The organism is Burkholderia territorii (assembly GCF_902833055.1).
Taxonomy (GTDB): Bacteria; Pseudomonadota; Gammaproteobacteria; order Burkholderiales; family Burkholderiaceae; genus Burkholderia; species Burkholderia territorii.
Genome location: NZ_CADFEJ010000023.1, coordinates 21,158 through 46,014, shown reverse-complemented (window position 1 = coordinate 46,014; position 24,857 = coordinate 21,158). Strand labels below are relative to the sequence as shown.

The window sequence follows — 24,857 nt, the reverse complement described above, 5'->3', positions numbered from 1 at the left end:
TTGCCGGTCGTGATGCCGCGCCGGGGAAGCGACGACCGATGCCGCAATACGGCGGGCAACGCACGTTCCCTTGATTAAAAAACGTTCGCCGGGCTGGCCTCCGGAACGGCACGTCCCTGGCTGAAACGGGCCTGCGGCGCCGGCGACGTGCCACCCGTCACGGTTTCCAGCGATACATCAGCACCTTGCCGCGTGCGTCTTCCTCGACGAACACCAGGTATTCGCCGTTCTCGCGCCGGAACGCGCTGATGCCGAACGGCACGTCGACCCAGCCCGACGCCTTGCCGACCTCCGCGCCCGGGCTCATCACGCCGACTTCCTTGCCGGTTTCCTTGTCGTACACGTGGATCTTGCCGACCGGCTCCACCGTGAAGATGTAGCGGCCCTCGACCGTGATGCCGATCAGGTCGAGGATCGGCTTCGCGTCGAGCTGCCAGGGCAACGCGACCGTGTAGCGCACCACCGGCGAGCCGGTCGACCATTTGTCGAAGCGCACCAGCACGCGGCCGACTTCCTTGTTGATGCCCGGCTGCGGCGGCGCGTCGGCCGTGTAGCCCGTCACGTAAAGCGTGTCCGTCTGCGGCTCGTAGATCGCGCGACGCAGCTGCGTGAACGGCTGCGGCATCGGATAGGTCGTGACCTTGTCGTACGAGTAGATCGGGTTGCCGGCCTTGTCGATGCCGCCGTAAGCGAAGCGGTGAATGCCGCGCACGTCGCTCGTGCGCCAGATGTCGCCCTTCGTGTCGACCCACCAGCCCCAGCCGCCCGCCTTTGCCTTGCTCGTCGTGTTGGTCGTGAATTCGTCCTCGTCGAGCCGGCCGTTGCCGTTCGTGTCGCGCCAGATCCAGTCGCCGCCGGGCGGCTTGTTCGGCACCTTGTCGACCGGCCGCGCGCGGCCCGCGATCAGGCCCGACGGAATCGCGACCTCGCCGTCGCGCTTCGCGTCGAAGCGATAGATCTTCAGGTGGTCGGCGTACATGTCGGTCAGGTACAGGAACGTGCGGCCGTCGATGCGCCGCGCGAACGGCATGCCGGGATACTGGTCCGTGTGGAACACGGGATCGTCCGGATACTTGAAGCGGTTCGACAGGAAGCCGACATATTTCCAGTCCTGGCCGGGCGGTTTCGACAGATCGAGCTCGAAGCGCTTGTTGCCCGTGTACACGCTGTTCGGCCGCGCCGGATCGAGCCACGCGCCGTCGACGAACAGCAGCCCCTGCACCTGCCAGCGCAGCTTGCCGTCCGGCGCATAGCTCTCGAGCACCGCGCCGAGCCCCGCGCCGATCGTGTCGTGACGCGGCCCGATGCCGTTCATCGACACATAGACGTTGCCCGCGCGATCGACGCCCACGCCGGTCAGCCCGTTGAAGCGCTGCGGCCCCGGGCGGCCCGGCACCGGGCCAGCGAAGATGCCGCCGCGCTCGCCGAGCGTGCCCGACGGCGCATAACCCTTGCCGCCTTTCGAGAAGATCAGCACCTGTTGCCGAGGCCCGTTGTCCGCCACCAGCACGCGCCCTTTCGCGTCGACCGCCACGTCCACTGCGTCGGTGCCGTCGGGCAGCGCGGGCGCGTCGTCGAGCTTGCGGCCGTCCGGGCGCACGTGCACGAGATGCGCGGGCCCGCCGATCGTATCGGTGAGCAGCCACAGCGTGCCGTCGCCGGCCAGCGCGATGCGGCCTGGCTCGTGCGCGCTCCACGTGGCCTTCTTCTGCATCGTCTCGGCGTCATAGACGTCGACCGCGTCATGCGACGGATTCGTCGCGAACAGCGTCTTGTCGTCGGCCGCGAGGCCGCCGACTTCCGCTTTCGCGTCGCCCACTTCCGAGCGGGCCGGAGCCGGCACCTCGTTGACCATCATGAAGCTGGCCGCCATTCGCGCGCGCCCGGCATCGGCGCGCCCGCCGGGCGCGACCTGCGGCGCCGCGCGGAACGGCGCCGGCTGCTTCATGTCGCCGATCGTGCGGCGCGAAATGCCGAACCACTGCTTGCCCTTGTCCGGCCAGATGCCCGGCGACTGCAGATGGCCGCGCTCGTTGCCGACGCCGATCGCGACGTACACATACTTGCTGTTCACCGCCACGGCGTTGCCGCCGAGGTTGCCCCAGCCGTGCGTGCCGCCCGCGAAGCCGAGCATCTTTCCGTCCTGGTAGACGCTCGCCTCGGCGCCGCTCTCGTCCCACGGCGCATTCGTGTACACCTTGCCGTCGGGCGTCACCGCGATCGCGCGAATATCGATCTGCGTCCAGCTGCCGTCGCCATAGCCGAACGTGTTGCCGATCCACGATGTGGTCGCGGGCAACACGGTTTCAGCCGGGGCGGCGCTCGCGGACAGCACCGCGCATACCGTCATGCCAACCAGAATCAGACGTCGCAATGCGCTCTCCAGACTCGATGCGAAAGCGACCGGCGCCGCGGGCACGCGGCCTGCGCTGATGACCTGTCGCTAAATGGGTTTCAAACGTCGCGATGCAGGTTACAAGCAAAAATAATCACAAGAAATTTGGAAATATTTGGGGATGTTTCCGCGAGAAATATTGAACCGGAACAGCGGAAATTTGACGCGTGGAAGCGGCAATATCGACCGCCCTTCATTCGACGCCGCGTAGAAAATGCCGCCTTGGCCCGCCCTGCGGCGCGCATGGCCTGCAAACCTTTCATGTCGTGATTGAAACGGCCGGCATTCGAATGCTTTCAGCCGAATAAATGACATGCGTTTTTTTGCCGATTTCTTTTCCCTAGAATCGATTTCGATTCAATATTTCATTTAAACGCATGCATTACGTTCACGCATCGGATGCGCGGCGCAGCACGGCATCGGCCGCGCGTCGCGAAGGAGCGGCGCGATGACGGGCATCTCGCGCACCGCCGACCTCGCCCCGCCGCAACACGGCCGCATCGTGCAGCTCGACGGACTGCGCGCGATCGCGGTCGGCGCCGTGTTCCTGCAACACGCGCTGAAGGCGCCGCTATGGATGGGCGTCGATCTGTTCTTCGTGCTGAGCGGCCTGCTGATCACCGGCATCCTGCTCGATCGCAAGGCGCGCGGACAGTCATACTTCAGTCACTTCTACGCACGCCGCGTGCGCCGCATCCTGCCGCCGTACGTGCTGCTGCTGATCGTGTCGACGCTGCTGTTCGGCGCGAGCTGGCTGCCGCACTGGCCGTGGTTCGCGTTCTTCTCGACCAACATCGGGCTGTCGCTCGGCAGCATCGGTCACGACAGCCTGAACGTGCTGTGGTCGCTCGCCGTCGAGGAACAGTTCTACATCTTCTGGCCGTTCGTCGTGCTCTGGTGTTCCGAGCGCGCGCTGCTGTGGATCGCCGCCGCGCTGATCGTCGCGGCGCCCGTGCTGCGCGCGATCGCGACGCCGTGGTTCGATTCGTTCTGGCCGATCTACTACCTGACGCCGTTCCGGATGGACCTGCTCGCCGCGGGCGCATTGCTCGCGATCGTGCTGCGCCGCGACCGCCGCGCGCTGGAGCCGTTCTATCCGCTCGCGATCGCCGGCGCGCTCGTGTCGCTCGCGATCCTCGGCTGGCTGCACCTGTCGTTCCCGCGTTTCCGCGCGGCGAACACGCCGCTGTCGAACGCCGCGCTTTACAGCATCTCGCTGCTGCTTTGCACGTCGATCGTCGTGATCGCACTGCGCGGACGCGGCCTCGTGCAGCGCGTGCTGACGAACCCGCTGCTCGTGTACGTCGGCACCGTCAGCTACACCGTCTACCTGATTCACCTGAGCGTGCTGTACGCGCTGTGGCCGCTGCACCTGAACCGCTTCGTCACGGCCGCGCTCGCCCTCGCCATCACGCTCGCGTACGCCACCGTGAGCTGGTACGGCTTCGAGCGGCGCCTGACGCGCGGGCCCGCACGCGCGACGGTGCCCGCCGCCGCGCGCACGACCGCCTGATTTTCTCAATCCATCGATTCGACCAGGACATTGCCATGAGCCAAAACCGCAAGAAGGCCATCATCACGGGGATCACCGGGCAGGACGGCGCCTACCTGACCAAGCTGCTGCTCGACAAGGGCTACGAAGTCACGGGCACCTACCGCCGCACCAGCTCGGTGAACTTCTGGCGTATTGCCGAGCTCGGCGTCGACACGCATCCGAACCTGTCGCTCGTCGAGCACGACCTGACGGATGCCGGCTCCAGCCTGCGGCTGCTCGAACGCACGCAGCCCGACGAGCTGTACAACCTGGCCGCGCAGAGCTTCGTCGGCGTGTCGTTCGACCAGCCGGCGACGACCGCCGAAGTCACGGGCATCGGCCCGCTGAACCTGCTCGAGGCGATCCGCGTGGTGAGCCCGAAGACGCGTTTCTACCAGGCATCGACGTCCGAGATGTTCGGCAAGGTGCAGGCGATTCCGCAAACGGAAACGACCGCGTTCTACCCGCGCAGCCCGTACGGCGTCGCGAAGCTGTACGCGCACTGGATGACCGTGAACTACCGCGAGTCCTACGGCCTGTTCGGCTGCAGCGGCATTCTGTTCAACCATGAATCGCCGCTGCGCGGCCGCGAGTTCGTCACGCGCAAGATCACCGACACCGTCGCGAAGATCAAGCTGGGCAAGGCGGGCAAGCTCGAGCTCGGCAACCTCGACGCCAAGCGCGACTGGGGCTTCGCGCTCGAATACGTCGAAGGGATGTGGGGGATGCTGCAGGTCGACGAGCCCGACACCTACGTGCTCGCGACCAACCGCACCGAGACCGTGCGCGACTTCGTGCAGATGGCGTTCGCGGCCGCCGGCTATCAGATCGAATGGACCGGCAAGGGCGAACAGGAGCGCGGCCTCGATGCGTCGAACGGCAACGTGCTCGTCGAAGTGAACCCGAAGTTCTACCGCCCTGCCGAAGTCGACCTGCTGATCGGCTGCGCGGACAAGGCAAAATCCAAGCTCGGCTGGGCGCCGAAAACGACGCTCGAGCAGCTTTGCCAGATGATGGTGGAAGCGGACCTGACGCGGAACAGTCACCATGACACGTACTGATGCCGGGCGCTCGTCGCGTCGCGCATTCGTCACGGGCTTGACGGGCTTCACCGGCCGCTACATGGCGCAACGCCTCGAGGCGGCCGGCTACGACGTGTGGGGCACCGTGGCGCCCGGCGCGGCGCGGCCGGACGATCCGGCACTCGCGAACTGCACGCTGGTGCCGGTCGACCTCCTCGACGCACAGGCGATGCGCGCGGCGGCCGCCGACGCGCGGCCCGACGCGGTCGTGCATCTGGCCGCGCGTGCGCACGTCGCGCAAGACGAGCCGTCGCAGACTTACGCGGTCAACATCGTCGGCACGCGCAACCTGCTGGCCGCGCTCGCGGGCCTCGAGCGCCGCCCGTCGGCCGTGCTGCTCGCCAGCAGCGCGAACATCTACGGCAATTCGACGGCCGGCGTGCTCGACGAGACCGTCGCCCCCGCTCCCGCGAACGACTATGCGGTCAGCAAGCTGGCGATGGAATACGCGGCGAAGCTGTGGGCCGACCGGCTACCGATCGTGATCGCGCGGCCGTTCAACTACACCGGCGTCGGCCAGGACGATGCGTATCTGCTGCCGAAGCTCGTGTCGCACTATGCGCGTAATGCGCCGCGCATCTCGCTCGGCAATCTCGACGTGAGCCGCGATTTCTCCGACGTGCGCGACGTGACGGCCGCCTATCTGAAACTGCTCGAAGCCGCGCCGGCCGGCGAGACGTTCAACGTCTGCTCGGAACGCGCGTATTCGCTGAAGGAAGTGCTGGCGATGTTGTCGCGGATCGCCGGCTACGTGATCGACGTGACGATCGATCCGCGTTTCGTGCGGCACAACGAGGTGAAAAGCCTGAGCGGGTCGCGCGACAAGCTGCGGCGCGCGGTGGGCGAACTGCCCGTGACGCCGCTCGACGACACGCTGCGCTGGATGATGGAAGCGATGCGCGATGCGCAGCCGCCCGCGCAGGCGAGCTGATTCCGTCGACGCGCACGGCGCCGGCCAAATGAAAACGGGCCGCTCGATCTGATCGAGCGGCCCGTCGTCATGTCGGCCGTGCAATCGATGCCGCCGCGCTCAGCCCTCGAGGCCGCGCGCGAGATCGTTGCGCAGGTCGCCGGCGTTTTCCAGGCCGACCGCGAGGCGGATCAGCCCTTCGGTGATCCCCGCCGCCGCACGCGCTTCCGGCGTGATGCGAGCATGCGTCGTCGTCGCCGGATGCGTGATCGTCGTGCGCGTGTCGCCGAGGTTGCCGGTGATCGAAATCAGCTTCGTGCCGTCGATCACGCGCCACGCATTCGCGCGCTGCTGCTCCGGCGTGTCGCCCTTCAGTTCGAACGATACGATCGCACCGCCCGCCTTCTGCTGGCGCTTCGCGAGTTCGTGCTGCGGATGCGATTCGAGGCCCGGATAGTACACGCGCGCGACGGCCGGATGCGAATCGAGCCAGCGCGCGATTTCCAGCGCATTCGCCGACTGTTTCTCGACGCGCAGCGACAGCGTCTCCATTCCCTTCAACAGCACCCACGCGTTGAATGCCGACAGCGTCGGGCCCGCGCTGCGCACGAACGGGAACACCTTGCCCATGATGAATTCCTTCGAGCCGACCAGCGCGCCGCCGAGCACACGCCCCTGCCCGTCGAGGAACTTCGTCGCCGAATGCATCACGACATCGGCGCCGAGCTTCAGCGGCTGCTGCAGCACCGGGCTGCAGAAACAGTTGTCGACGACGAACAGCGCGTTCGCGGCCTTCGCGATCTTGCCGATCGCCTCGATGTCGGCGAGTTCGGTCAGCGGGTTCGACGGCGTTTCGAGGAAGAACATCTTCGTTTCGGGCCGCACCGCTTCCTGCCATGCGTTCAGGTCGGTCGGATCGACGAAGGTCGTCGTGATGCCGAACTTGCTGAAGATCTGCGAGAACATCCCGAGCGTCGAGCCGAACAGGCTGCGCGAGCTGACGAGGTGATCGCCCGCCTGCAGCGCGGCCATCACGACCGACATGATCGCCGCCATGCCCGACGCCGTCGCGATGCAGGCCTCGCCGCCTTCGAGCGCGGCGAGACGATCCTGGAACATGGTGACGGTCGGGTTCGTGAAGCGCGAATAGGTGAAATAGTCTTCCGAATTCGCGAAGCGCTCGGCAGCCTCGGCCGCGCTCGTGAAGCAGAAGCTCGACGTGAGGAACAGCGCTTCCGAATGCTCGTTGAAGTTGCTGCGCTGCGTGCCCGCGCGCACGGCGAGCGTGTCGAAGTTGAGGGAGTCGTCCATGTTCCGTTTTCCGTATTCGAGGGTCGCGCCGCGGGTCATGCATCGGGCGCGAACCCAGCCACAAATCAGGCCAAAACAAAAAGCCCGCTATGCGTCGGCATCAGCGGGCTTCGGTGCGGTACGACAGCGATCGACTCGGGCCGGCTGCCGCCGGCCTTCGCTTTAGCTGTTTTGGGAAGTCGCCCCGCGTCCGCAAGCTGAATCAAATCGACGCAAGGCCACATCCTATCACGCTTCATCCGAAGCGTGCGCCGGTGTCACTCGACCGACAGCTGCAGGTTCATCTGCGAACGGGCGGCATCGCCAGCCGTGTCGCGATCGGCCTGCGACGCCGGTGCGAGACGCGCGCGCTCGATCGCATCGAGGTACTCGGGCGTCACGGCACCGGTGATGTAGTTGCCGTCGAAGCACGACGCCTCGAAGCGCTCGAGCTTCGGGTTGATGTCGCGCACCGCGCGGCGCAGGTCGTCGACGTCCTGATAGATCAGGTAGTCGGCGCCGATGATCTTCGCGACTTCTTCGTCGCTGCGGCCATGCGCAACCAGCTCGCCGCGCGTCGGCATGTCGATGCCATACACGTTCGGGAACTTCACCGGCGGCGCCGCCGACGCGAAGATCACCGACTTCGCGCCCGCATCGCGCGCCATCTGCACGATCTCGTGCGAGGTCGTGCCGCGCACGATCGAGTCGTCGACGATCAGCACGTGCTTGTCCTTGAACTCGATGCTCATCGCATTGAGCTTCTGGCGCACCGACTTCTTGCGTACGGCCTGGCCCGGCATGATGAAGGTGCGGCCGACGTAGCGGTTCTTGAAGAAGCCTTCGCGATACTCGACGCCGAGCTTCGCGGCGACCTGCATCGCGGCCGGACGCGACGAATCGGGAATCGGCATCACGACGTCGATCGGCACGTTCGGCAGCTCGCGCTTGATCTTCTCGGCGAGGTAGTCGCCCATGCGCAGGCGCACGTTGTAGACGGGCACGCCGTCGAGGCACGAATCCGGACGCGCGAGATACACGTACTCGAACATGCACGGATTCAGCGTCGGGTGCTCGGCGCACTGCTGGCTATGGAAGTTGCCGGCCTTGTCGATGAAGATCGCTTCGCCCGGCTGCACGTCGCGCACGAATTCGAAGCCGATGCCTTCGACCGCCACCGATTCCGACGCGACCATCCATTCGGTGCCGTTTTCGGTCTCGAGCTTGCCGATGCAGAGCGGGCGGATGCCGAACGGATCGCGGAACGCGAGCAGGCCGTAGCCGGCGATCAGCGACACGATCGCGTACGAACCCTGCAGGCGGCGATGCACGCCCGCGACCGCCTTGAACACCGCGGCCGGATCGAGCTCGAGGCCCGTCGTCGACAGTTGCAGCTCGTGCGCGAACACGTTGAGCAGCACTTCGCTGTCGGAATTGGTGTTGATGTGCCGGCGATCGATCCGGAACATCTCGTCCTTCAGCTGTTCCCAGTTCGTCAGGTTGCCGTTGTGCGCGAGGATGATCCCGAACGGCGCGTTCACGTAGAACGGCTGCGCCTCGGCTTCGCTCGACGCCGAGCCGGCCGTCGGATAACGGACCTGGCCGATGCCGAAGGTGCCGGGCAGGCTACGCATGTTGCGCGTGCGGAACACGTCGCGCACCATGCCGTTGGCCTTGTACATGTGGAAATTGCTGCCGTCCGCCGTCGCGATGCCCGCTGCGTCCTGACCGCGATGCTGCAGCAGCAGCAGGCTGTCATAGATCAGCTGATTGACCGGGGATTGGGAGATAACGCCTACGATGCCGCACATGGCATGTCCTTCAAGATGACAAAATCGGTTCCGTCCTGCCCGGTGCGCGCCGTCACACGCGCACGTACTGGGCCATGCCGTCGGGCAGGAGCTGCTTCAGCTCGTGCACGCCCTGCTCGGCGAAGGGACGCAATAGCGCATTGCGCCAGAAATCCTGTTTGGGCAATTCGGTCAGCCCGGCCGCCGCGACCAGCAGCACCACCAGCACGCAGCCGCGCACGAGCCCGAACATCATGCCCAGCGAGCGATCGACCCCGCCGAGGCCCGTCGCCTGCGCGATCCGCGACAACAGCGCATTCGCGACTCCGGCGACGAACACGACGCCAATCACGATCAGCGCGAACGCGAGCACCCACTGTGTCAGCGCGCCGCCCGGCCAGTTAGCGGGGATATACGGCACGACCAGTCCGACATAGCGGGCCGCGATCACGATCGCCGCGATCCAGCCGATCAGCCCGAAAATCTCCGAGACGAAACCGCGCCATGCGCCACGCAGCGCAGACAACGCGATTACCGCCAATACAGCGTAGTCGAAAGCCGTCAGCATCGCACGTTACTGCGTGAGTCCGGCTTCGCGCACCTTCGCGATCGCGGCGGACGCCGCCGCGCGATCCGCGAACGGGCCGGCACGCAGCAGTGTAGCCGTGCTGCCGTCAGCCTGCTTGCGATGCTCGACATATGCGGGCACCCCCGCCGATTTCAACTTGGTGGCCCATTGGCGGGCCGTCGCGTCGTCCTTGAACGAACCGAGCTGCACCGCGAAGCGCGCACCAGCCGACGACGGCGCCGACGATGCGTCGCCGCTGTCGGCGGCGTCGGCGTTCGCGACCGCCGCGGGTGCCGGCTTCGGCGCAGCGGGCTTCGGCGCCGGTGCGGCCGTGGCCGGCTTCGCCGCGGGCTTCGGCGGCGCCACGCTCGCCGTGGTCGTCGAGGTCGAAGTCGTGGAATCGGGCTTCGCGGCCGGCTTGGCCGCATCCTTGGCGGCGGGCACGGCCGCCACGGCGACATCGGATGCCGGCGGCTCGTCGTGCGCGACGCCCGCCTGCACGTCGGACGCGTCGTCGTCGCGCGGCGCGACCGCCTGATGCGCGGGCCGATTCGGGATGTCGATCGCGATGTCGTCCGTCACGGGCTTCGGATGCGAATCGAGCACCATCGGCAGCACGATCACCGCCGCGACGACGAGCGCGATCGCACCGACGAGACGCCGGCGGGCGCGTTGCTTTTCTGGAAGGGTCGGATCGAGGAGCAGTGCGTCCGATTCCGGACGCTCGGTGCGGCGCGTGCGTCGCTCGACGCGTTCAGTGCGCTCCGTGCGCACGTTCCGGGAGGTCCCGGTACGACCGCCGCGCCGCGGGGGCGCGTCGTCGTCTTTCTTGCCGAACGAGAAAATTCCCATGAATGGCTGAGTCCGAAACTGCCCGTCAGTCAGTGTTGCTGCGATTTCCGGTAGGCCATCACACCTGCCACCGTATGGAAACTGCCGAAAACCACGATTCTATCATTCTCGGATGCTCTTTTTAGTGCATCGCGAAACGCTTCGGCGGGCGATGCGAACCGCGTCACGCTCGAATCGGCCGAGTCCTCGACCCCGACCTTGCGCAGCGCGGCTTCGAGCTGCTCGGCGCTCGCCGCGCGCGGCAGCGGCAGGTCGGTCACGCACCAGTGATCGATCTCGCCCTTCAGATGCCGCAACACGCCGTCGATGTCCTTGTCGTGCATCGCGCCGAACACCGCGTACGTGTACGGGAAGAAGCCCATGTTGCCGAGGTTCTGCTCGAGCACGGCCGCCGCATGCGGGTTGTGCGCGACGTCCAGCACGATCGCCGGCTTGCCGGGCAGCACCTGGAAGCGGCCCGGCAGCTCGACGTTGGCGAGCCCGAGCCGGATGTCCTGCGCGGACACGGGCAGCACCGGGCGCAGCGCCTCGAGCGCGGCGAGCGCAGCCGACGCATTGATCAGCTGGTTCGCGCCGCGCAACGCCGGGTACGCGAGCGCCGGATAGCGCTTGTCGCGGCCGAGATAGCTCCATTGCTGGCGCTCCGCGCCCGGCTGCGCTTCGTAGCGGAAATCGCGACCAACCAGCCACAGGTCGGCGCCGATCGCTTCCGCATGTTCGACCAGCGTGTTCGGCACCGCGGGATCGCCGCAGATCGCCGGCTTGCCCGCGCGGAAGATCCCGGCCTTCTCGAACGCGATCTTCTCGCGCGTGTCGCCAAGGTATTCGGTGTGGTCGATGTCGATGCTCGTGACGATCGCGCAATCGGCATCGATCACGTTGACCGCATCGAGCCGGCCGCCGAGGCCGACTTCGAGGATCACCGCGTCGAGTCCGCGCGACGCGAACAGGTGCAGGATCGCGAGCGTCGTGAATTCGAAGTACGTGAGCGACACCGGCTCGGGCAGCGACGTGCGCGCTGCCTCGACGGCTTCGAAGTGCGGCAGCAGCTCGGCGTCGCTCACCTGCTGGCCGTTCACGCGCGCGCGCTCGCTGAATTCGAGCAGGTGCGGCGACGTGTGGCACCCGACCTTGTAGCCCGCGTGCACGAGGATCGCCTCGAGGAACGCGCAGGTCGAACCCTTGCCGTTCGTGCCGCCGACCGTGATCACGGGGCACGCGAATTCGAGTTGCAACGCTGCCTTGACCTGCCCGATGCGGGCAAGGCCCATGTCGATGCCGACCGGGTGCGCGCGTTCGAGATGCGAAAGCCACGCGTCGAGAGTAGGAAAAGTGCTCATCGGATCAAATCTGAATCGGTACCGCCACTACGCCAAAAAACGAAACGCGCCGCCCGGCGGTTGAGCCGGGCGACGCGCGCAGTTCACAACGCCGCGCCAATCAGGCCAGCGCGTCGGCCGGCTGTCGCTGCAGCAGCGCGAGCAGTTGCGCGATCTCGTCGCGCATCTTGCGACGATCGACGATCATGTCGATCGCGCCCGTCTTCAGCAGGAATTCCGCGCGCTGGAAGCCTTCCGGCAGCTTCTCGCGAACCGTCTGCTCGATCACGCGCGGGCCGGCAAAGCCGATCAGCGCCTTCGGCTCGGCGATCACGACGTCGCCGAGGAACGCGAAGCTCGCCGACACGCCGCCCATCGTCGGGTCGGTCAGCACCGAGATGAACGGCAGCTTGGCCTCGGCCAGCTTGGTCAGCATCGCGGTGGTCTTGGCCATCTGCATCAGCGACAGCAGGCTTTCCTGCATCCGCGCGCCGCCCGACGCCGTGAAGCAGATGAACGGCACCTGCTGCTCCAGCGCGTTCTGCGCGCCGCGCACGAAGCGCTCGCCGACGACCGAGCCCATCGAGCCGCCCATGAACGAGAACTCGAAGCAGGCCGCGACGACAGGCAGCGTGTGGATCGCGCCGCCCATCACGACCATCGCGTCGGTCTCGCCCGTTTCGTCCATCGCTTCCTTCAGACGATCGGGGTACTTGCGGCTGTCCTTGAACTTCAGCGAATCGACCGGCACGATTTCCTGGCCGATCTCGTAGCGGCCTTCCGGATCGAGCAACCCGTCGAGCCGCTCGCGCGCACCGATGCGCATGTGGTGGTCGCACTTCGGGCACACATGGAGATTCGCGTCCACGTCGTTGCGGTACAGCACGGCCTCGCAGGACGGGCACTTGACCCACAGGCCTTCCGGAATGCCCTTGCGGCTTTTCGGGTCGGTCTGCTTGATCTTCGGCGGCAACAGTTTGTCGAGCCAGCTCATCGTATGGTTTCCTGTTCCGTGGCGGGGCGGGCCGACCGGCCCGTTCCCGCTTCCTGTGTTGTGTTTATCGCGCCGTCTGGCCGGCGCCGTCCAGGGCGGCGCGCAGCTCGGCGATGAAAGTCTTCAGCGCGGCGGCCGCACCGTCCGGCGCGGCGCTCTCGAGCAGCTGCACCAGGCGGCTGCCGATCACGACGGCGTCCGACACTTCGGCCACGGCGCGCGCCGTTTCGGCGTCGCGGATGCCGAAGCCGACGCCCACCGGAACCGGCACGCGCGACTTGATGGCCGGGATTTTACCCGCAATGCTCGAAACATCCAGATTTCCCGCACCGGTCACGCCCTTGAGCGACACGTAGTACACGTAGCCGCTCGCGATCTTGCCCACGTCGGCAATGCGTTCGTCGGTCGACGTCGGCGCGAGCAGGAAGATCGGATCGATCTGCGCGGCACGCATTTTCTCGGCGAACACACCGGCTTCCTCCGGCGGATAGTCGACGACGAGCACGCCGTCGACGCCGGCCGCCTGCGCTTCGGTTGCGAACGTGTCGACGCCCATCCGTTCGATCGGATTCGCATAACCCATCAGCACGACGGGGGTTTTCTGGTCGGTCTCGCGAAAGCGCTTCACGTCGGCGAGCACGCTCTTGAGCGTGACGCCGCGCGCGAGCGCGCGCTCCGACGAGCGCTGGATCACCGGTCCGTCGGCCATCGGGTCCGAGAACGGCACGCCGAGCTCGATGACGTCGGCGCCGCCTTCGGCGAGCGCGTGCATGAATTCGACGGTCTTCGCGGGATCGGGGTCGCCGGCCGTGATGAACGGGATCAGGCCCTTGCGGCCTTGTTCGGCGAGTGCGGCGAAGGTCTGCTGAATACGGGAAGACATGGCATTTTTCCTGGATGCATTCGGCGATGCGGCGGCGCGACTCACGCGCACGCCGGCGCCGCGAGCGCGCTCACGCGCTCGTGCGCGATCGCACAATAGCTTTCGTTGATCTCGTAGCCGACGAAGTCGCGCCCCTGCCGTGCGCAGGCCACCGCGGTCGTGCCGCTGCCCATGAACGGATCGAGCACGCGGCCGCCCGGCGGGCAGCTTGCGAGCACCATCCGCTCGATGATTTCCAGCGGCTTCTGGGTCGGATGATCGACGCGCTCCGCGTGCTGCCGATGCAGGCGCGAGACCGACCAGACGTCCTTCGGGTTGTAGCCCATCTCCAGCCACTTGCTGCCTTCGAACAGCTTGCGCGAGCGGGCCTTCTTCGTGTCGGCGTCGTACGGGATGCGGACCGGATCGAGATCGAAGTAATACGCCTTGGAAACCGCGAAAAAGCCGATGTTGTCGTGCACCGACGTGAAACGGCGCGTCGTGCCGCCCATGCTCGGCACGCGCCGGTCCCAGATGATCTCGTTGACCATCGTGAGCTTCGTCTTCAGGAAGCTGAAGATTTCCGGCGCGTACTGCCACGTGCAGAAGATGTACATCGACCCGCTCGGCTTGAGCTTCGGAATCGCGAGTTCGAGCCACTCGCGCGTCCACGCGAGAAAGTCGTCGCCCGAGCGTTTGTCCGAGTCGTTGCCGTAGTCCTTGCCGAGCCCGTACGGCGGATCGGCGACGATCAGGTCGATCGACGCATCCGGCAGGCGCGCGGCTTCGGACATGAAATCGCGGTTGTGCAGTTCGATCCCGGACGGCAGCGCGCACGGCACGGCGGCGGCAGGCTGCACCGCCTCCGCTTCGCTCGCGGCGCCGCCGCCCGGTTGTTCGATCAGGTCACGCATCGGTCGGGGTCAGAGCGCGATGCCCGATCGCTCGGCGACCGTGTGCATGTCCTTGTCGCCGCGGCCCGACAGGTTGACGAGCAGGATCTTGTCCTTCGGCAACGTCGGCGCGAGCTTCACGCCATACGCGATCGCGTGGCTCGACTCGAGCGCCGGGATGATCCCTTCGATCCGGCAGCAGTCGTGGAACGCCTTCAGCGCCTCTTCGTCGGTGATCGGCACGTACTGCGCGCGGCCGCTGTCCTTCAGCCACGCGTGCTCGGGGCCGACGCCCGGATAGTCGAGGCCGGCCGACACCGAATGCGTCTCGATGATCTGGCCGTTTTCGTCCTGCAGCAGGTACGTGCGATTGCCGTGCAGCACGCCGGGGCTGCCGGCGATCAGCGACGCCGCGTGATGGCCGGTGTCGAGGCCGTCGCCGGCCGCTTCGACGCCGATCAGCTGCACCGAGGTGTCGTCGATGTACGGATAGAAGATGCCCATCGCGTTCGAGCCGCCGCCGACACACGCGATCACCGCGTCCGGCTGCCGGCCGGCGAGTTCCGGCATCTGCACCTTGCACTCGTCGCCGATCACGCGCTGGAAGTCGCGCACCATCGCCGGATACGGGTGCGGGCCCGCGACCGTGCCGATGATGTAGAACGTGCTTTCGATGTTCGTGACCCAGTCGCGCATCGCTTCGTTCAGCGCATCCTTCAGCGTGCGCGAACCCGATTCGACCGGCACGACCGTCGCACCGAGCAACTTCATCCGGTAGACGTTCGCGGCCTGGCGGCGCACGTCCTCGGCGCCCATGTAGACGATGCACTCCATCCCGAAGCGCGCGCAGATCGTCGCCGTCGCGACGCCGTGCTGGCCGGCGCCCGTCTCGGCGATCACGCGCTTCTTGCCCATCCGCTTCGCGAGCAGCGCCTGACCGATCACGTTGTTGATCTTGTGCGCGCCGGTATGGTTCAGGTCTTCGCGCTTCAGGTAGATCTGCGCGCCGCCGAGCATCTCGCTCCAGCGCTGCGCGTGATAGATCGGCGACGGACGGCCGACGAAATACTTCAGCTCGCGCTCGTATTCGGCGACGAAATCGGGGTCGTTGCGGAATTTTTCATACGCCGCGCGCAGTTCGTCCAGCGCGTGAATCAGCGTTTCGGCGACGAATACGCCGCCATACGGGCCGAAGTGGCCGCGATCATCAGGAAGGTTGTACATGGTGTCACTCTCGATCGGTCGGCGCGCTCCGTTATCGGGGCCGCACCGGCTTGCATCACCCGGCGTCCGCTTCGCGCACCGCGCGTACGAACGCCGCCATCCGGGCGTGATCCTTCACGCCCTTCGCGCCCTCCACTTCGATGCCGCTCGAGACATCGACAGCAAACGGGCGCAACTGGCGGATCGCATCACCGACGTTTTGCGCGTTCAAGCCACCACTCAAAACGGCCCGATGCGCGAGCTCTGCGGGAATAAGTGACCAATCGAAGACCTTGCCGCTACCACCGTAGTCCGGCACCAGGGTGTCGAACAGGAGGCCGCGCGCTTTCGAATAATGAAGAGCCGATTCTACCAAATCGGCCGGCTGCGTCGAGGGGCCGACACGCACCGCGCGCAACCACGGCAGGCCTGCCGCGCGGCCGAGCGCATCGCACTGCTCGGGCGTCTCGTCGCCGTGGAACTGCAGCACGGTGAGCGGCACGTCGCGCACGACCGCGTCGATCTCGGCTTCGGTCGCGTTCACGAACAGCCCGACCACCGACATGAACGGCGGCGCGAGGCGCGCAAGCTCGGCCGCCTGCGCGATCGACACCGCGCGCGGGCTCTTCGGATAGAACACGAGGCCGATCGCGTCGGCGCCGAGCGCGGCGGCGTGCTGCACGTCCTCGGGGCGCGACAGGCCGCACAGCTTGATGCGCGTGCGCGGCGCGAGGCCGGCCGCGGCGGGAGTCGAAGAAGACACGGCGTGATCCGTCATGGTTGTGGGTCCAGGTCGGCCCAGACGCTGCTCCACGGCACGCTGCCGAGCTGCGCGGGCGGGACGGCGAATTCCGCCGGGTAGCCGACATGGGCGAGGTACAGCCCGTCGGCCATGAACGTCGGCGCGGCGAGATTGCGGTCGCGCCCGGCCAGCACGTCGGCCAGCCAGTCCGCCGGATAGCGGCCGCGCCCGACCGCGACGAGGCAGCCCATCAGGTTGCGCACCATGTGGTGCAGGAATGCATTCGCGCGGAAGCGGAAATGAATGAAGTGCCCTGCACGCCGCACGTCGATCTGGTACAGGTGTTTGACCGGCGTCTTCGACTGGCATTCCGACGACCGGAACGACGAGAAATCGTGCTCGCCGATCAGGTGCGCGGCGGCGGCGCGCATCGCGTCGTCGTCGAGCGGCGTGTGGATCCAGCCGGCACGGCCGGCCAGCATCGGCGAGCGCACGGGATGCACGTACAGCGCATAGTAGTAGGTGCGTTCGAACGCAGAGAAACGCGCGTGGAACGTGTCCGGCATCGGCTTCGCCCACTGCACCGACACGGTCGGCGGCAGGAATGCGTTGGTGCCGCGCACCCACGAGAAATCCGCGCGGTCGAGCTCCGTGTCGAAGTGCACGACCTGCCCGAGCCCGTGCACGCCCGTATCGGTGCGCCCCGCGACCGTCGTATGCAGCGGCACGCACGCAAATTCGCCGAGCGCGCGCTCGAGCGCGTCCTGCACGGTCTTGCCGTGCGGCTGCGTCTGCCAGCCGCAGAATGCGGCGCCGTCGTACTGAATCCCCAGCGCGATCCGCATCACGCCTCTTCCGCCAGTTTCGCAAGCAGCGCCCGCGCATCGTCGCGCGTCGCGGCGTCGTTTGCATCGACGACTTCCTGCAGCAGCGTGCGTGCGCCGGACAGGTCGCCCAACTCGACATACTCTGATGCGAGGTCCAGCTTGTTGCGGGCGATGCGGGCCAGCTCTTCCGGCGTCAGCGCGGGCAGCTCGGCGCCCGGCGCGGACGGCAGGTCGAGATCGAAATCCAGCTTCAACGCGCCGAACTGCGCGCCGCCGAGCGGCGGCAGCGGCGACGGCGCGGACGTGCTGCCCGCGTGTGACGCCGGCATTGCCGAATCCGGATCCCAGTCGAACTCGTCTTCCTGGTCGACCGAATGACCGGGAACCGAATCGTTCGCACCAACAGGCGGGGGCGATTCGGGTTGACCGTTAGTTGCGATTCGCTCGCTTTCGGCATGCGCGTCCCGAGCGGCCGGCTCCTCCGCCGTACGCGGCGGCAGCGGCATGTCGAGGCTGTTCAGCGCGCTGATCGCGTTCTGCATCAGCGCCGCGTGCTGGGCATCGTTCGCCGCCGGCGCGGCGGGTGCCTCGATCGGCTCACCGGGGGGCGTCTCGCCGACCGGCTTCGCGTCCTGCGGGGCCGACTCCGCGACGAGCGGCAATGCGGGCGCAGCCGGCGCTTCCTTGTAATCGTCCTGCGTCGTTGCCGCTTCCGGCGACGAAGGCACGTCGACATCGCGCGTTTCAGCCACCTCTGCGGCTACCGCGGCGGCCGAAACGAGCGTCACGTCGGCGGCCGCGTCGCGGGCGAGCGGCGTCTCGGGAAGAACGGGCGCCACAGGTTCGACGGGCGTCGACGATGAGCCGGCGTCACCGCTTGCCGCCCCGCCGGGTTGCGCGGCGGCCGTCTCGGCAGCGCGCCCTTTGCGGCGCTTGCGCCACGCGAATCCGGCCGCGAGAACGACCACGGCCGCGCCGGCCGCTGCGACCGGACGCCAGTCGATTTGTTCGGAACCACGCGTGGGCGGCGCCGCCGTCACCGGCACGGCCGGCTGCGCGGGCGCCGATGCCGGTTGCGCCGCACTGGCCGCCGCGTCGCTCGCGACAGGCGACGATGCGGCAGCAGACGCGTTTTCGTTCGCGGCCGCGCGCGGGGCAGCCGGCGCAGGTGCGACGTTGCTCGTCGCGGCCGGCTTGCCGATTCCGTGTTTCTGCAGCTCCATCAGCACGCGGTTCTTCAGCGCGAGCAGTTGCTGCAGACTCGACGGCCGCGGCTGCGATGCGGCCGCGACGGGTGCCGCCGCGGACGGTTCGTGCATGCCTTGGCCTTGGCCCTGACCACCCTGCACGGGCGGGACGGCGGCTTCGCTCGCGGACGACGGTGTCGCCGGCTGAATCGCGCCGCTCCATACGTGTGGGCCGCTTGCACCGGCCGCAGGCGCGGGCGGCTGAGCCGGTTCCACCGTCGACGCGCCGTGCGCGGCGGACGCACTAGTCGAAGCCGACGCGCCTGCCGCGACTGCCGCCGCGACGCTCGCGCCGCTGACCGGCGCGGTATGTGCTGCCGGTGCGGCCGGCGCCGTTTGCACGGCCGACACCGGATGCGGCGCGGACGCGCCATGCTGCGCAGTCGCGACCGTACCCGACGCGGCGGCCACCGCGGACGCTGCCGACGCACCTGATGCGCCTGATGCACCGCCCGCCGACAGCGCGGCGCCCGTCGCGTCGAGCGCGGGCACCGTCAGCGTCGCGCCGACTTTCAGGCGGCTCGGGTCGCGTTTCATGAACGCCTGCGGATTGGCGTCGAACAGCGCGCGTCCGGCGCGCGCGAGCACGGCCGGATCGTGCGACTGCGTAGCCGCCTTCGCGAGATCGTTCAGCGACTGGCCCGGCTGGACCGTCACCGTGAGCGGCGCGGGACCGCCTGCTGCGGAAGCCGGCAGTTCGACGGCGCCGGCCGCCCAGGCCGACGCGGCCGCGCCGAGTGCCAGGATCGCCAGCGCGCCATGCACGCCACGCGACAGACGGGACTGACGCGGAAACAAGGAAATTCGGGACATCGTAGGCTCTATCGCCGCGCGCGGGCGCGGCTCGGATTCGCGTAGGGAAGCGTCAATAAAGTCGCCGCAGAAATGCAAAAGCGTCGCGCAGAACGCGACGCTTTCAGCGACTCTGCGCGTCGTAACCTCGTAGTTTACTTCACGCGATCGGGTTCCGGCCGAATTCGTCGCCGGTGGATGCGGCGGTCCATGCCCGGGCATCGGCGCGATCGCTACCGGCCCCAACCACCGGCGCACCGATTGCACGCCGCCGCGCCGAGCCTCACCATCAATCACCCACGGCTGCTTTATCAAAACGGGATCATCAAACGATGAAAATTGTGGCGACCGCATCGTTCCGAACGAATGCATCTCCGTACAGCTCGCGTCGCACCTCCGTGGGGAGCGGTTCGGCGTTGTGCCCGCATGCCGCGGCGCCAACCCACGCAAAAACGCCTGCCGCCCCGCGAAGGGCTGGCAGGCGTTTCGCATCGCGCGCCGGCGACGCACGCGCGGCGCAATCCGATCCTTACTTGTCGAGCAGGATGCGCAGCATGCGGCGCAGCGGCTCGGCCGCGCCCCACAGCAGCTGGTCGCCGACCGTGAACGCCGACAGGTATTCGCCGCCCATCGCGAGCTTGCGCAGGCGACCGACCGGCACCGTCAGCGTGCCGGTGATCTTCGCCGGCGACAGGTCGCGCATCGACGCTTCGCGCTCGTTCGGCACGACCTTCACCCAGTCGTTGGCCGACGCGAGGATGCCGTTGATTTCGTCGAGCGGGACGTCCTTCTTCAGCTTGATCGTCAGCGCCTGCGAGTGGCAGCGCATCGCGCCGATCCGCACGCACAGCCCGTCGACCGGGATCGAACCCGGCTGGCCCATGGCCGGCTTGCCGAGGATCTTGTTGGTTTCCGCGCCGCCCTTCCATTCTTCCTTCGACATCCCGTTGCCGAGATCCTTGTCGATCCACGGAATCAGCGAGCCCGCGAGCGGCACGCCGAACTGGCTCGTCGGCATTGCATCGCTGTTCATCGTCGCCAGCACGCGGCGATCGATGTCGAGAATCGCGGATGCCGGATCGGCGAGCTGCTCCTGCACCGAGCCGTGCAGCGCGCCCATCTGCGACAGCAGCTCACGCATGTTCTGCGCGCCCGCGCCCGATGCGGCCTGATAGGTCATCGCCGTCATCCAGTCGACGAGGTTCTCGCGGAACAGGCCGCCGAGCGCCATCAGCATCAGGCTGACCGTGCAGTTGCCGCCGACGAAGTTCTTCGTGCCCTTGACGAGCGCGTCCTTGATCACGTCGAGGTTGACCGGATCGAGGATGATGACCGCATCGTCCTGCATCCGCAGCGACGAGGCCGCGTCGATCCAGTAGCCGTTCCAGCCGGCCGCGCGCAGCTTCGGGAACACGTCGTTCGTGTAATCGCCGCCCTGGCACGTGATGATCACGTCGCACTTCTTGAGCTCGTCGACGTTGGTCGCGTCCTTGAGCGTAGTCTCGTTTTTCGCGAACGACGGTGCTTTCCCGCCCGTATTGCTGGTGCTGAAAAACACCGGTTCGATCAGGTCGAAATCGCCTTCTTCCTGCATGCGCTGCATCAGCACGCTGCCGACCATGCCGCGCCAACCTACGAGACCTACGTTCATGACTAACCCTTTGAATGGAGCTTCCCCGCCATTTCCGCCCCCGGCGTGACCGCGCGGGGAAACAGGCGGGCACGACGGACGATCAGCGTTTAATGATCGTTTTCGTGGTAATGGTTTTCGTGATGACGATGGCGCGCGTACCCGCACGGGCAATGTTGCCGTGGAGTTTCAGGACCGGGGAGATCAGGGAAATCAGCGCCATCGTTCGAGTCTACACAAAGCCGGTGGGCCGCACAACGGCCAACCACGCGCGAACCGGCCGATTTCGCGGCCCGTTCGCGCCCTTTCTACGATTCACTACACGGATTGCTTGCCGCGCGCGTTACAGCGCGGCGACCACCGCGTCGCCCATCGCCGCCGTGCCGACCTGCGTGCAACCCGGCGTCGCGATGTCGCCCGTGCGATAGCCTTGTTCGAGCACCGTTTTCACCGCGCGCTCGATGCGATCGGCCTGCTCCGCGCGATTCAGCGAGTAGCGCAGCAGCATCGCGGCCGACAGGATCGTCGCCAGCGGGTTCGCGATGCCCTTGCCCGCGATGTCCGGCGCCGAACCGTGCGACGGCTCGTACAGACCCTTGTTGTTCTTGTCGAGCGACGCCGACGGCAACATGCCGATCGAGCCCGTCAGCATCGATGCTTCATCCGACAGGATGTCGCCGAACATGTTGCCGGTCACGATCACGTCGAATTGCTTCGGCGCCTTCGCGAGCTGCATCGCCGCGTTGTCGACGTACATGTGCGACAGTTCGACGTCCGCATATTCCTTCGACACGTCGATCATGATGTCGCGCCAGAATTGCGACGTTTCGAGCACGTTCGACTTGTCGACCGACAGCAGCTTCTTCGCGCGCTTTCGCGCGGCCTGGAACGCGACGTGCGCGATGCGGCGCACTTCCGGCTCCGAATAGCGCATCGTGTCGAAACCCTCGCGCTCGCCGGCGAACGGGCCGTCGGGCGCCGCGCGCACGCCGCGCGGCTGGCCGAAGTAGATGTCGCCGTTCAGTTCGCGCACGATCAGGATGTCGAGGCCCGCGACGAGCTCCGGCTTCAGCGGCGATGCGTCGACGAGTTGCGGATAGCAGATCGCCGGGCGGAAGTTCGCGAACAGCTCGAGATGCTTGCGCAGCCCGAGGATCGCCTGCTCGGGGCGCAGCGCGCGCTCGAGCGAGTCGTACTTCCAGTCACCGACCGAGCCGAACAGGATCGCGTCGGCTTCCTTCGCGAGCTTCAGCGTCGCGTCCGGCAGCGGATGACCGCTCGCCTCGTAGCCCGCGCCGCCGACCGGCGCCTGTTCGAGTTCGAACTTCTCGTCGAGGGCGTTCAGCACCTTGACCGCTTCGTTGACGATTTCCGGACCGATGCCGTCGCCGGGCAGCACTGCAATCTTCATGCGTTGTTCCTGACTGGATGAGTGTAGGTGGCAGGCCGGCGGGCGCACGTCATGCGCGCCCGCCCGGAGGCAATCTCAGCCGACCAGCTTGTTGTTGAGCCACGGCTGCTTCGCGAGCCGCTCGGCTTCGAACTGGCGGATCTTGTCCGCGTGACGCAGCGTGAGGCCGATGTCGTCGAAACCGTTCAGCAGGCAATACTTGCGGAACGCCGTGATGTCGAACGCATACTCGCGGCCGTCGGGCGTACGCACGACCTGCGCGTCGAGATCGATCGTCAGCTGATAGCCGTTGAACGCATACGTGTCGTTGAACAGGTGATCGACCTGCTGCTCGGTCAGCACGATCGGCAGCAGCCCGTTCTTGTAGCAGTTGTTGAAGAAGATGTCGGCGAAGCTCGGCGCGATGATCGCGCGGAAGCCGTACTGCTGCAGCGCCCACGGCGCGTGCTCGCGCGAGCTGCCGCAGCCGAAGTTCTTGCGTGCGAGCAGCACCGATGCGCCCTGGTAGCGCGGCTGGTTCAGCACGAAATCCGGGTTCAGCGGGCGCTTCGAGTTGTCCTGGCCCGGCTCGCCGTGGTCGAGGTAACGCCATTCGTCGAACGCGTTCGGGCCGAAGCCCGTGCGCTTGATCGACTTCAGGAACTGCTTCGGGATGATCGCGTCGGTGTCGACGTTCTCGCGATCGAGCGGCGCCACGACGCCGGTATGCACATTGAATTTTTCCATGATCCGTCTATCCGGTTGAAGGGCCGGCATTCAGCCGGCGCACATCGACAAATTCTCGGCGGATGTCACTCCGCGGCGCGCTGCAGCGCGTTGCCGGCGGCATTGACGTCCTGGCCGAAGCCTCGGACGGTATTGCAGCCCGCGAGGCCGAAGCCCAGCCCCGCGAGCGCCAGCGCGGCAACCAGCCGCGCGATGAGCTTCGATGCCGTCACGCGTTACCCCAGCTTGCGAATGTCGACGAAATGGCCTTCGATCGCCGCCGCCGCCGCCATCGCGGGGCTCACCAGGTGCGTGCGGCCGCCCGCGCCCTGCCGGCCTTCGAAGTTGCGGTTCGACGTCGACGCGCAGCGCTCGCCCGGCTCGAGCCGGTCGGCGTTCATCGCGAGGCACATCGAGCAGCCCGGCTCGCGCCATTCGAAGCCTGCATCGGTGAACACCTTGTCGAGGCCTTCGCGCTCGGCCTGCGCCTTCACGAGGCCCGAACCCGGCACGACCATCGCGAGACGCACGTTCGCCGCGATGCGGCGATTCAGCTTCTTCACGACATACGCGGCCGCGCGGATGTCCTCGATGCGCGCGTTCGTGCACGAGCCGATGAAGATCTTGTCGACCTTGATCGACTCGATCGGCGTGTTCGGCTCGAGCGCCATGTACGCCAGCGCGCGCTCCATCGCGTCGCGCTTGACCGGATCCTTCTCGCGCTCGGGATCGGGCACGCGGCCGTCGATCGACGTGACCATTTCCGGCGACGTGCCCCACGTGACCTGCGGGACGATCTCGGCCGCGTTCAGCTCGACGACGCGGTCGAACTGCGCGCCTTCGTCGGACTTGAATTCGCGCCAGTACTCAACGGCCTGATCCCATTCCGCGCCGGTCGGCACGAACGGACGGCCCTTCAGGTAATCGATCGTCGTGTCGTCGACGGCGACCATGCCCGCGCGCGCACCGGCTTCGATCGCCATGTTGCAGACGGTCATCCGACCTTCCATCGTCAGCGCGCGAATCGTCGAGCCGCCGAATTCGATCGCGTAGCCCGTGCCGCCGGCCGTGCCGATCTTGCCGATGATCGCGAGCACGATGTCCTTCGCGGTGCAGCCGCGCGGCAGCGCACCCTCGACCTTCACGAGCATGTTCTTGCTCTTTTTCTGCAGCAAGGTTTGCGTCGCGAGCACGTGCTCGACTTCCGACGTGCCGATGCCGTGCGCGAGCGCGCCGAACGCGCCGTGCGTCGACGTGTGCGAATCGCCGCAGACGATCGTCATGCCCGGCAGCGTCGCGCCCTGCTCCGGCCCGATGATGTGCACGATGCCCTGGCGCACGTCGTTCATCTTGAACTGCGTGATGCCGAACGCGTCGCAGTTCGCGTCGAGCGTGTCGACCTGCAGCTTCGAGACCGGATCGGCGATGCCGTGGCTGCGATCGGTGGTCGGGACGTTGTGGTCCGACACGGCCAGGTTCGCGCTGATGCGCCACACCGGGCGGTGCGCGACGTTCAGCCCTTCGAACGCCTGCGGGCTCGTGACTTCGTGCAGCAGCTGACGGTCGATGTAGAGCAATGCCGTGCCGTCGTCCTCGGTGTGGACGACGTGGGTATTCCACAGTTTGTCGTAGAGAGTCTGTGCCATGGGTATGCGGGGTCGTTGTGACTACAAGCCTTGCGGATGCGGTCGATTATGCCACGCAGAACGCGCCACGGCGCAGGCCCGAAGCGAAAAAACCCATTAAAAACAGTGGTTTGGCTGGTAGTGCCAATACCTGTATCGGCATTACCAGCCAAACGGCTGCATCGG

The 24,857-nt window shown here is 66.9% G+C and carries 22 protein-coding genes; 3 read left to right on the top strand and 19 right to left on the bottom strand.

The annotated features are described in order from the left end of the window. Positions 1-157 precede the first annotated feature (157 nt). Complete coding sequence (locus HW466_RS27000; RefSeq protein WP_059543112.1) at positions 158-2,350, bottom strand: NHL repeat-containing protein; 2,193 nt, start codon at positions 2,348-2,350, stop codon at positions 158-160. Between the two features lie 493 nt (positions 2,351-2,843). On the opposite strand from HW466_RS27000, the gene HW466_RS26995 reads away from it, so the two are divergent. Genes HW466_RS26995 through HW466_RS26985 form a run of 3 tightly spaced genes read left to right on the top strand, consistent with a single transcriptional unit; the run spans position 2,844 to position 5,942 of the window. Beyond that, on the top strand, positions 2,844-3,908 hold the full coding sequence (locus tag HW466_RS26995) for an acyltransferase family protein (protein ID WP_059506319.1): 1,065 nt from the start codon (positions 2,844-2,846) through the stop codon (positions 3,906-3,908). Between the two features lie 35 nt (positions 3,909-3,943). After that, positions 3,944-4,990: a GDP-mannose 4,6-dehydratase gene (gene gmd / locus HW466_RS26990; protein ID WP_059450817.1), complete on the top strand. Its 1,047-nt coding sequence runs from the start codon at positions 3,944-3,946 to the stop codon at positions 4,988-4,990. Continuing rightward, a complete protein-coding gene (locus HW466_RS26985) occupies positions 4,977-5,942 on the top strand; it encodes an NAD-dependent epimerase/dehydratase family protein (RefSeq protein WP_059798726.1) in 966 nt (321 codons plus the stop codon). Before gmd ends, HW466_RS26985 begins: the two co-directional genes overlap by 14 nt. 99 nt (positions 5,943-6,041) lie before the next feature. On the opposite strand, the gene HW466_RS26980 is transcribed toward HW466_RS26985, so the two are convergent. The 18 genes from HW466_RS26980 to leuC all read right to left on the bottom strand — a co-directional run bounded on the left by HW466_RS26980 (position 6,042) and on the right by leuC (position 24,692). After that, on the bottom strand, positions 6,042-7,232 hold the full coding sequence (locus HW466_RS26980; RefSeq protein WP_059846644.1) for an O-succinylhomoserine sulfhydrylase: 1,191 nt from the start codon (positions 7,230-7,232) through the stop codon (positions 6,042-6,044). 257 nt (positions 7,233-7,489) lie between these two features. Beyond that, positions 7,490-9,022: an amidophosphoribosyltransferase gene (purF, locus tag HW466_RS26975; protein WP_059450814.1), complete on the bottom strand. Its 1,533-nt coding sequence runs from the start codon at positions 9,020-9,022 to the stop codon at positions 7,490-7,492. A gap of 52 nt (positions 9,023-9,074) precedes the next feature. Next, positions 9,075-9,569 carry a CvpA family protein gene (locus tag HW466_RS26970; RefSeq protein ID WP_059450813.1) on the bottom strand — a complete coding sequence of 165 codons (495 nt, stop codon included), beginning with the start codon at positions 9,567-9,569 and terminating at the stop codon, positions 9,075-9,077. A gap of 6 nt (positions 9,570-9,575) precedes the next feature. Continuing rightward, a complete protein-coding gene (locus tag HW466_RS26965) occupies positions 9,576-10,421 on the bottom strand; it encodes an SPOR domain-containing protein (protein ID WP_059543108.1) in 846 nt (281 codons plus the stop codon). A 29-nt stretch (positions 10,422-10,450) separates the two neighbouring features. After that, the gene (folC, locus tag HW466_RS26960) at positions 10,451-11,761 is read right to left on the bottom strand and encodes a bifunctional tetrahydrofolate synthase/dihydrofolate synthase (RefSeq protein ID WP_151005527.1); all 1,311 of its coding nucleotides are present in this window, start codon (positions 11,759-11,761) and stop codon (positions 10,451-10,453) included. A gap of 100 nt (positions 11,762-11,861) precedes the next feature. Beyond that, a complete protein-coding gene (gene accD / locus HW466_RS26955) occupies positions 11,862-12,734 on the bottom strand; it encodes an acetyl-CoA carboxylase, carboxyltransferase subunit beta (RefSeq protein ID WP_059450810.1) in 873 nt (290 codons plus the stop codon). Between the two features lie 64 nt (positions 12,735-12,798). Then, positions 12,799-13,617 (bottom strand): tryptophan synthase subunit alpha, encoded by an 819-nt coding sequence (gene trpA, locus HW466_RS26950; protein WP_059506325.1) that lies wholly within the window; start codon positions 13,615-13,617, stop codon positions 12,799-12,801. Between the two features lie 41 nt (positions 13,618-13,658). Then, positions 13,659-14,510: a DNA-methyltransferase gene (locus HW466_RS26945; protein WP_059803990.1), complete on the bottom strand. Its 852-nt coding sequence runs from the start codon at positions 14,508-14,510 to the stop codon at positions 13,659-13,661. A 9-nt stretch (positions 14,511-14,519) separates the two neighbouring features. Continuing rightward, a complete protein-coding gene (gene trpB / locus HW466_RS26940; RefSeq protein WP_059450807.1) occupies positions 14,520-15,713 on the bottom strand; it encodes a tryptophan synthase subunit beta in 1,194 nt (397 codons plus the stop codon). Between the two features lie 55 nt (positions 15,714-15,768). Next, positions 15,769-16,470, bottom strand: coding sequence for a phosphoribosylanthranilate isomerase (locus HW466_RS26935; protein ID WP_151005529.1), 702 nt, complete (start codon positions 16,468-16,470; stop codon positions 15,769-15,771). Continuing rightward, complete coding sequence (truA, locus tag HW466_RS26930; protein WP_170296697.1) at positions 16,467-17,279, bottom strand: tRNA pseudouridine(38-40) synthase TruA; 813 nt, start codon at positions 17,277-17,279, stop codon at positions 16,467-16,469. Before truA ends, HW466_RS26935 begins: the two co-directional genes overlap by 4 nt. Beyond that, positions 17,279-19,321, bottom strand: coding sequence for a FimV/HubP family polar landmark protein (locus HW466_RS26925; protein WP_174905770.1), 2,043 nt, complete (start codon positions 19,319-19,321; stop codon positions 17,279-17,281). The genes truA and HW466_RS26925 overlap by 1 nt, the downstream gene beginning before the upstream one ends. Positions 19,322-19,829: 508 nt before the next feature. Continuing rightward, positions 19,830-20,951 (bottom strand): aspartate-semialdehyde dehydrogenase, encoded by a 1,122-nt coding sequence (gene asd / locus HW466_RS26920; protein WP_059506333.1) that lies wholly within the window; start codon positions 20,949-20,951, stop codon positions 19,830-19,832. An 82-nt stretch (positions 20,952-21,033) separates the two neighbouring features. After that, on the bottom strand, positions 21,034-21,153 hold the full coding sequence (locus HW466_RS31985; protein ID WP_006754086.1) for a hypothetical protein: 120 nt from the start codon (positions 21,151-21,153) through the stop codon (positions 21,034-21,036). Positions 21,154-21,273: 120 nt separating this feature from the next. Further along, positions 21,274-22,341, bottom strand: a complete 1,068-nt coding sequence (leuB, locus tag HW466_RS26910; protein ID WP_059450802.1) for a 3-isopropylmalate dehydrogenase — start codon at positions 22,339-22,341, stop codon at positions 21,274-21,276. Between the two features lie 75 nt (positions 22,342-22,416). Beyond that, positions 22,417-23,067 (bottom strand): 3-isopropylmalate dehydratase small subunit, encoded by a 651-nt coding sequence (leuD, locus tag HW466_RS26905; RefSeq protein WP_059506334.1) that lies wholly within the window; start codon positions 23,065-23,067, stop codon positions 22,417-22,419. A gap of 65 nt (positions 23,068-23,132) precedes the next feature. Continuing rightward, a complete protein-coding gene (locus HW466_RS26900) occupies positions 23,133-23,279 on the bottom strand; it encodes an entericidin A/B family lipoprotein (RefSeq protein WP_059450800.1) in 147 nt (48 codons plus the stop codon). A 3-nt stretch (positions 23,280-23,282) separates the two neighbouring features. Further along, complete coding sequence (gene leuC / locus HW466_RS26895) at positions 23,283-24,692, bottom strand: 3-isopropylmalate dehydratase large subunit (protein WP_059450799.1); 1,410 nt, start codon at positions 24,690-24,692, stop codon at positions 23,283-23,285. Positions 24,693-24,857 lie beyond the last annotated feature (165 nt).

Excerpts from the sequence above, each read along its gene's own strand:
- HW466_RS27000 (WP_059543112.1), bottom strand. The coding sequence starts at position 2,350 with ATGACGGTATGCGCGGTGCTGTCCGCGAGCGCCGCCCCGGCTGAAACC.
- HW466_RS26995 (WP_059506319.1), top strand. The coding sequence starts at position 2,844 with ATGACGGGCATCTCGCGCACCGCCGACCTCGCCCCGCCGCAACACGGC.
- gmd (WP_059450817.1), top strand. The coding sequence starts at position 3,944 with ATGAGCCAAAACCGCAAGAAGGCCATCATCACGGGGATCACCGGGCAG.
- HW466_RS26985 (WP_059798726.1), top strand. The coding sequence starts at position 4,977 with ATGACACGTACTGATGCCGGGCGCTCGTCGCGTCGCGCATTCGTCACG.
- HW466_RS26980 (WP_059846644.1), bottom strand. The coding sequence starts at position 7,232 with ATGGACGACTCCCTCAACTTCGACACGCTCGCCGTGCGCGCGGGCACG.
- purF (WP_059450814.1), bottom strand. The coding sequence starts at position 9,022 with ATGTGCGGCATCGTAGGCGTTATCTCCCAATCCCCGGTCAATCAGCTG.
- HW466_RS26970 (WP_059450813.1), bottom strand. The coding sequence starts at position 9,569 with ATGCTGACGGCTTTCGACTACGCTGTATTGGCGGTAATCGCGTTGTCT.
- HW466_RS26965 (WP_059543108.1), bottom strand. The coding sequence starts at position 10,421 with ATGGGAATTTTCTCGTTCGGCAAGAAAGACGACGACGCGCCCCCGCGG.
- folC (WP_151005527.1), bottom strand. The coding sequence starts at position 11,761 with ATGAGCACTTTTCCTACTCTCGACGCGTGGCTTTCGCATCTCGAACGC.
- accD (WP_059450810.1), bottom strand. The coding sequence starts at position 12,734 with ATGAGCTGGCTCGACAAACTGTTGCCGCCGAAGATCAAGCAGACCGAC.
- trpA (WP_059506325.1), bottom strand. The coding sequence starts at position 13,617 with ATGTCTTCCCGTATTCAGCAGACCTTCGCCGCACTCGCCGAACAAGGC.
- HW466_RS26945 (WP_059803990.1), bottom strand. The coding sequence starts at position 14,510 with ATGCGTGACCTGATCGAACAACCGGGCGGCGGCGCCGCGAGCGAAGCG.
- trpB (WP_059450807.1), bottom strand. The coding sequence starts at position 15,713 with ATGTACAACCTTCCTGATGATCGCGGCCACTTCGGCCCGTATGGCGGC.
- HW466_RS26935 (WP_151005529.1), bottom strand. The coding sequence starts at position 16,470 with ATGACGGATCACGCCGTGTCTTCTTCGACTCCCGCCGCGGCCGGCCTC.
- truA (WP_170296697.1), bottom strand. The coding sequence starts at position 17,279 with ATGCGGATCGCGCTGGGGATTCAGTACGACGGCGCCGCATTCTGCGGC.
- HW466_RS26925 (WP_174905770.1), bottom strand. The coding sequence starts at position 19,321 with ATGTCCCGAATTTCCTTGTTTCCGCGTCAGTCCCGTCTGTCGCGTGGC.
- asd (WP_059506333.1), bottom strand. The coding sequence starts at position 20,951 with ATGAACGTAGGTCTCGTAGGTTGGCGCGGCATGGTCGGCAGCGTGCTG.
- HW466_RS31985 (WP_006754086.1), bottom strand. The coding sequence starts at position 21,153 with ATGGCGCTGATTTCCCTGATCTCCCCGGTCCTGAAACTCCACGGCAAC.
- leuB (WP_059450802.1), bottom strand. The coding sequence starts at position 22,341 with ATGAAGATTGCAGTGCTGCCCGGCGACGGCATCGGTCCGGAAATCGTC.
- leuD (WP_059506334.1), bottom strand. The coding sequence starts at position 23,067 with ATGGAAAAATTCAATGTGCATACCGGCGTCGTGGCGCCGCTCGATCGC.
- leuC (WP_059450799.1), bottom strand. The coding sequence starts at position 24,692 with ATGGCACAGACTCTCTACGACAAACTGTGGAATACCCACGTCGTCCAC.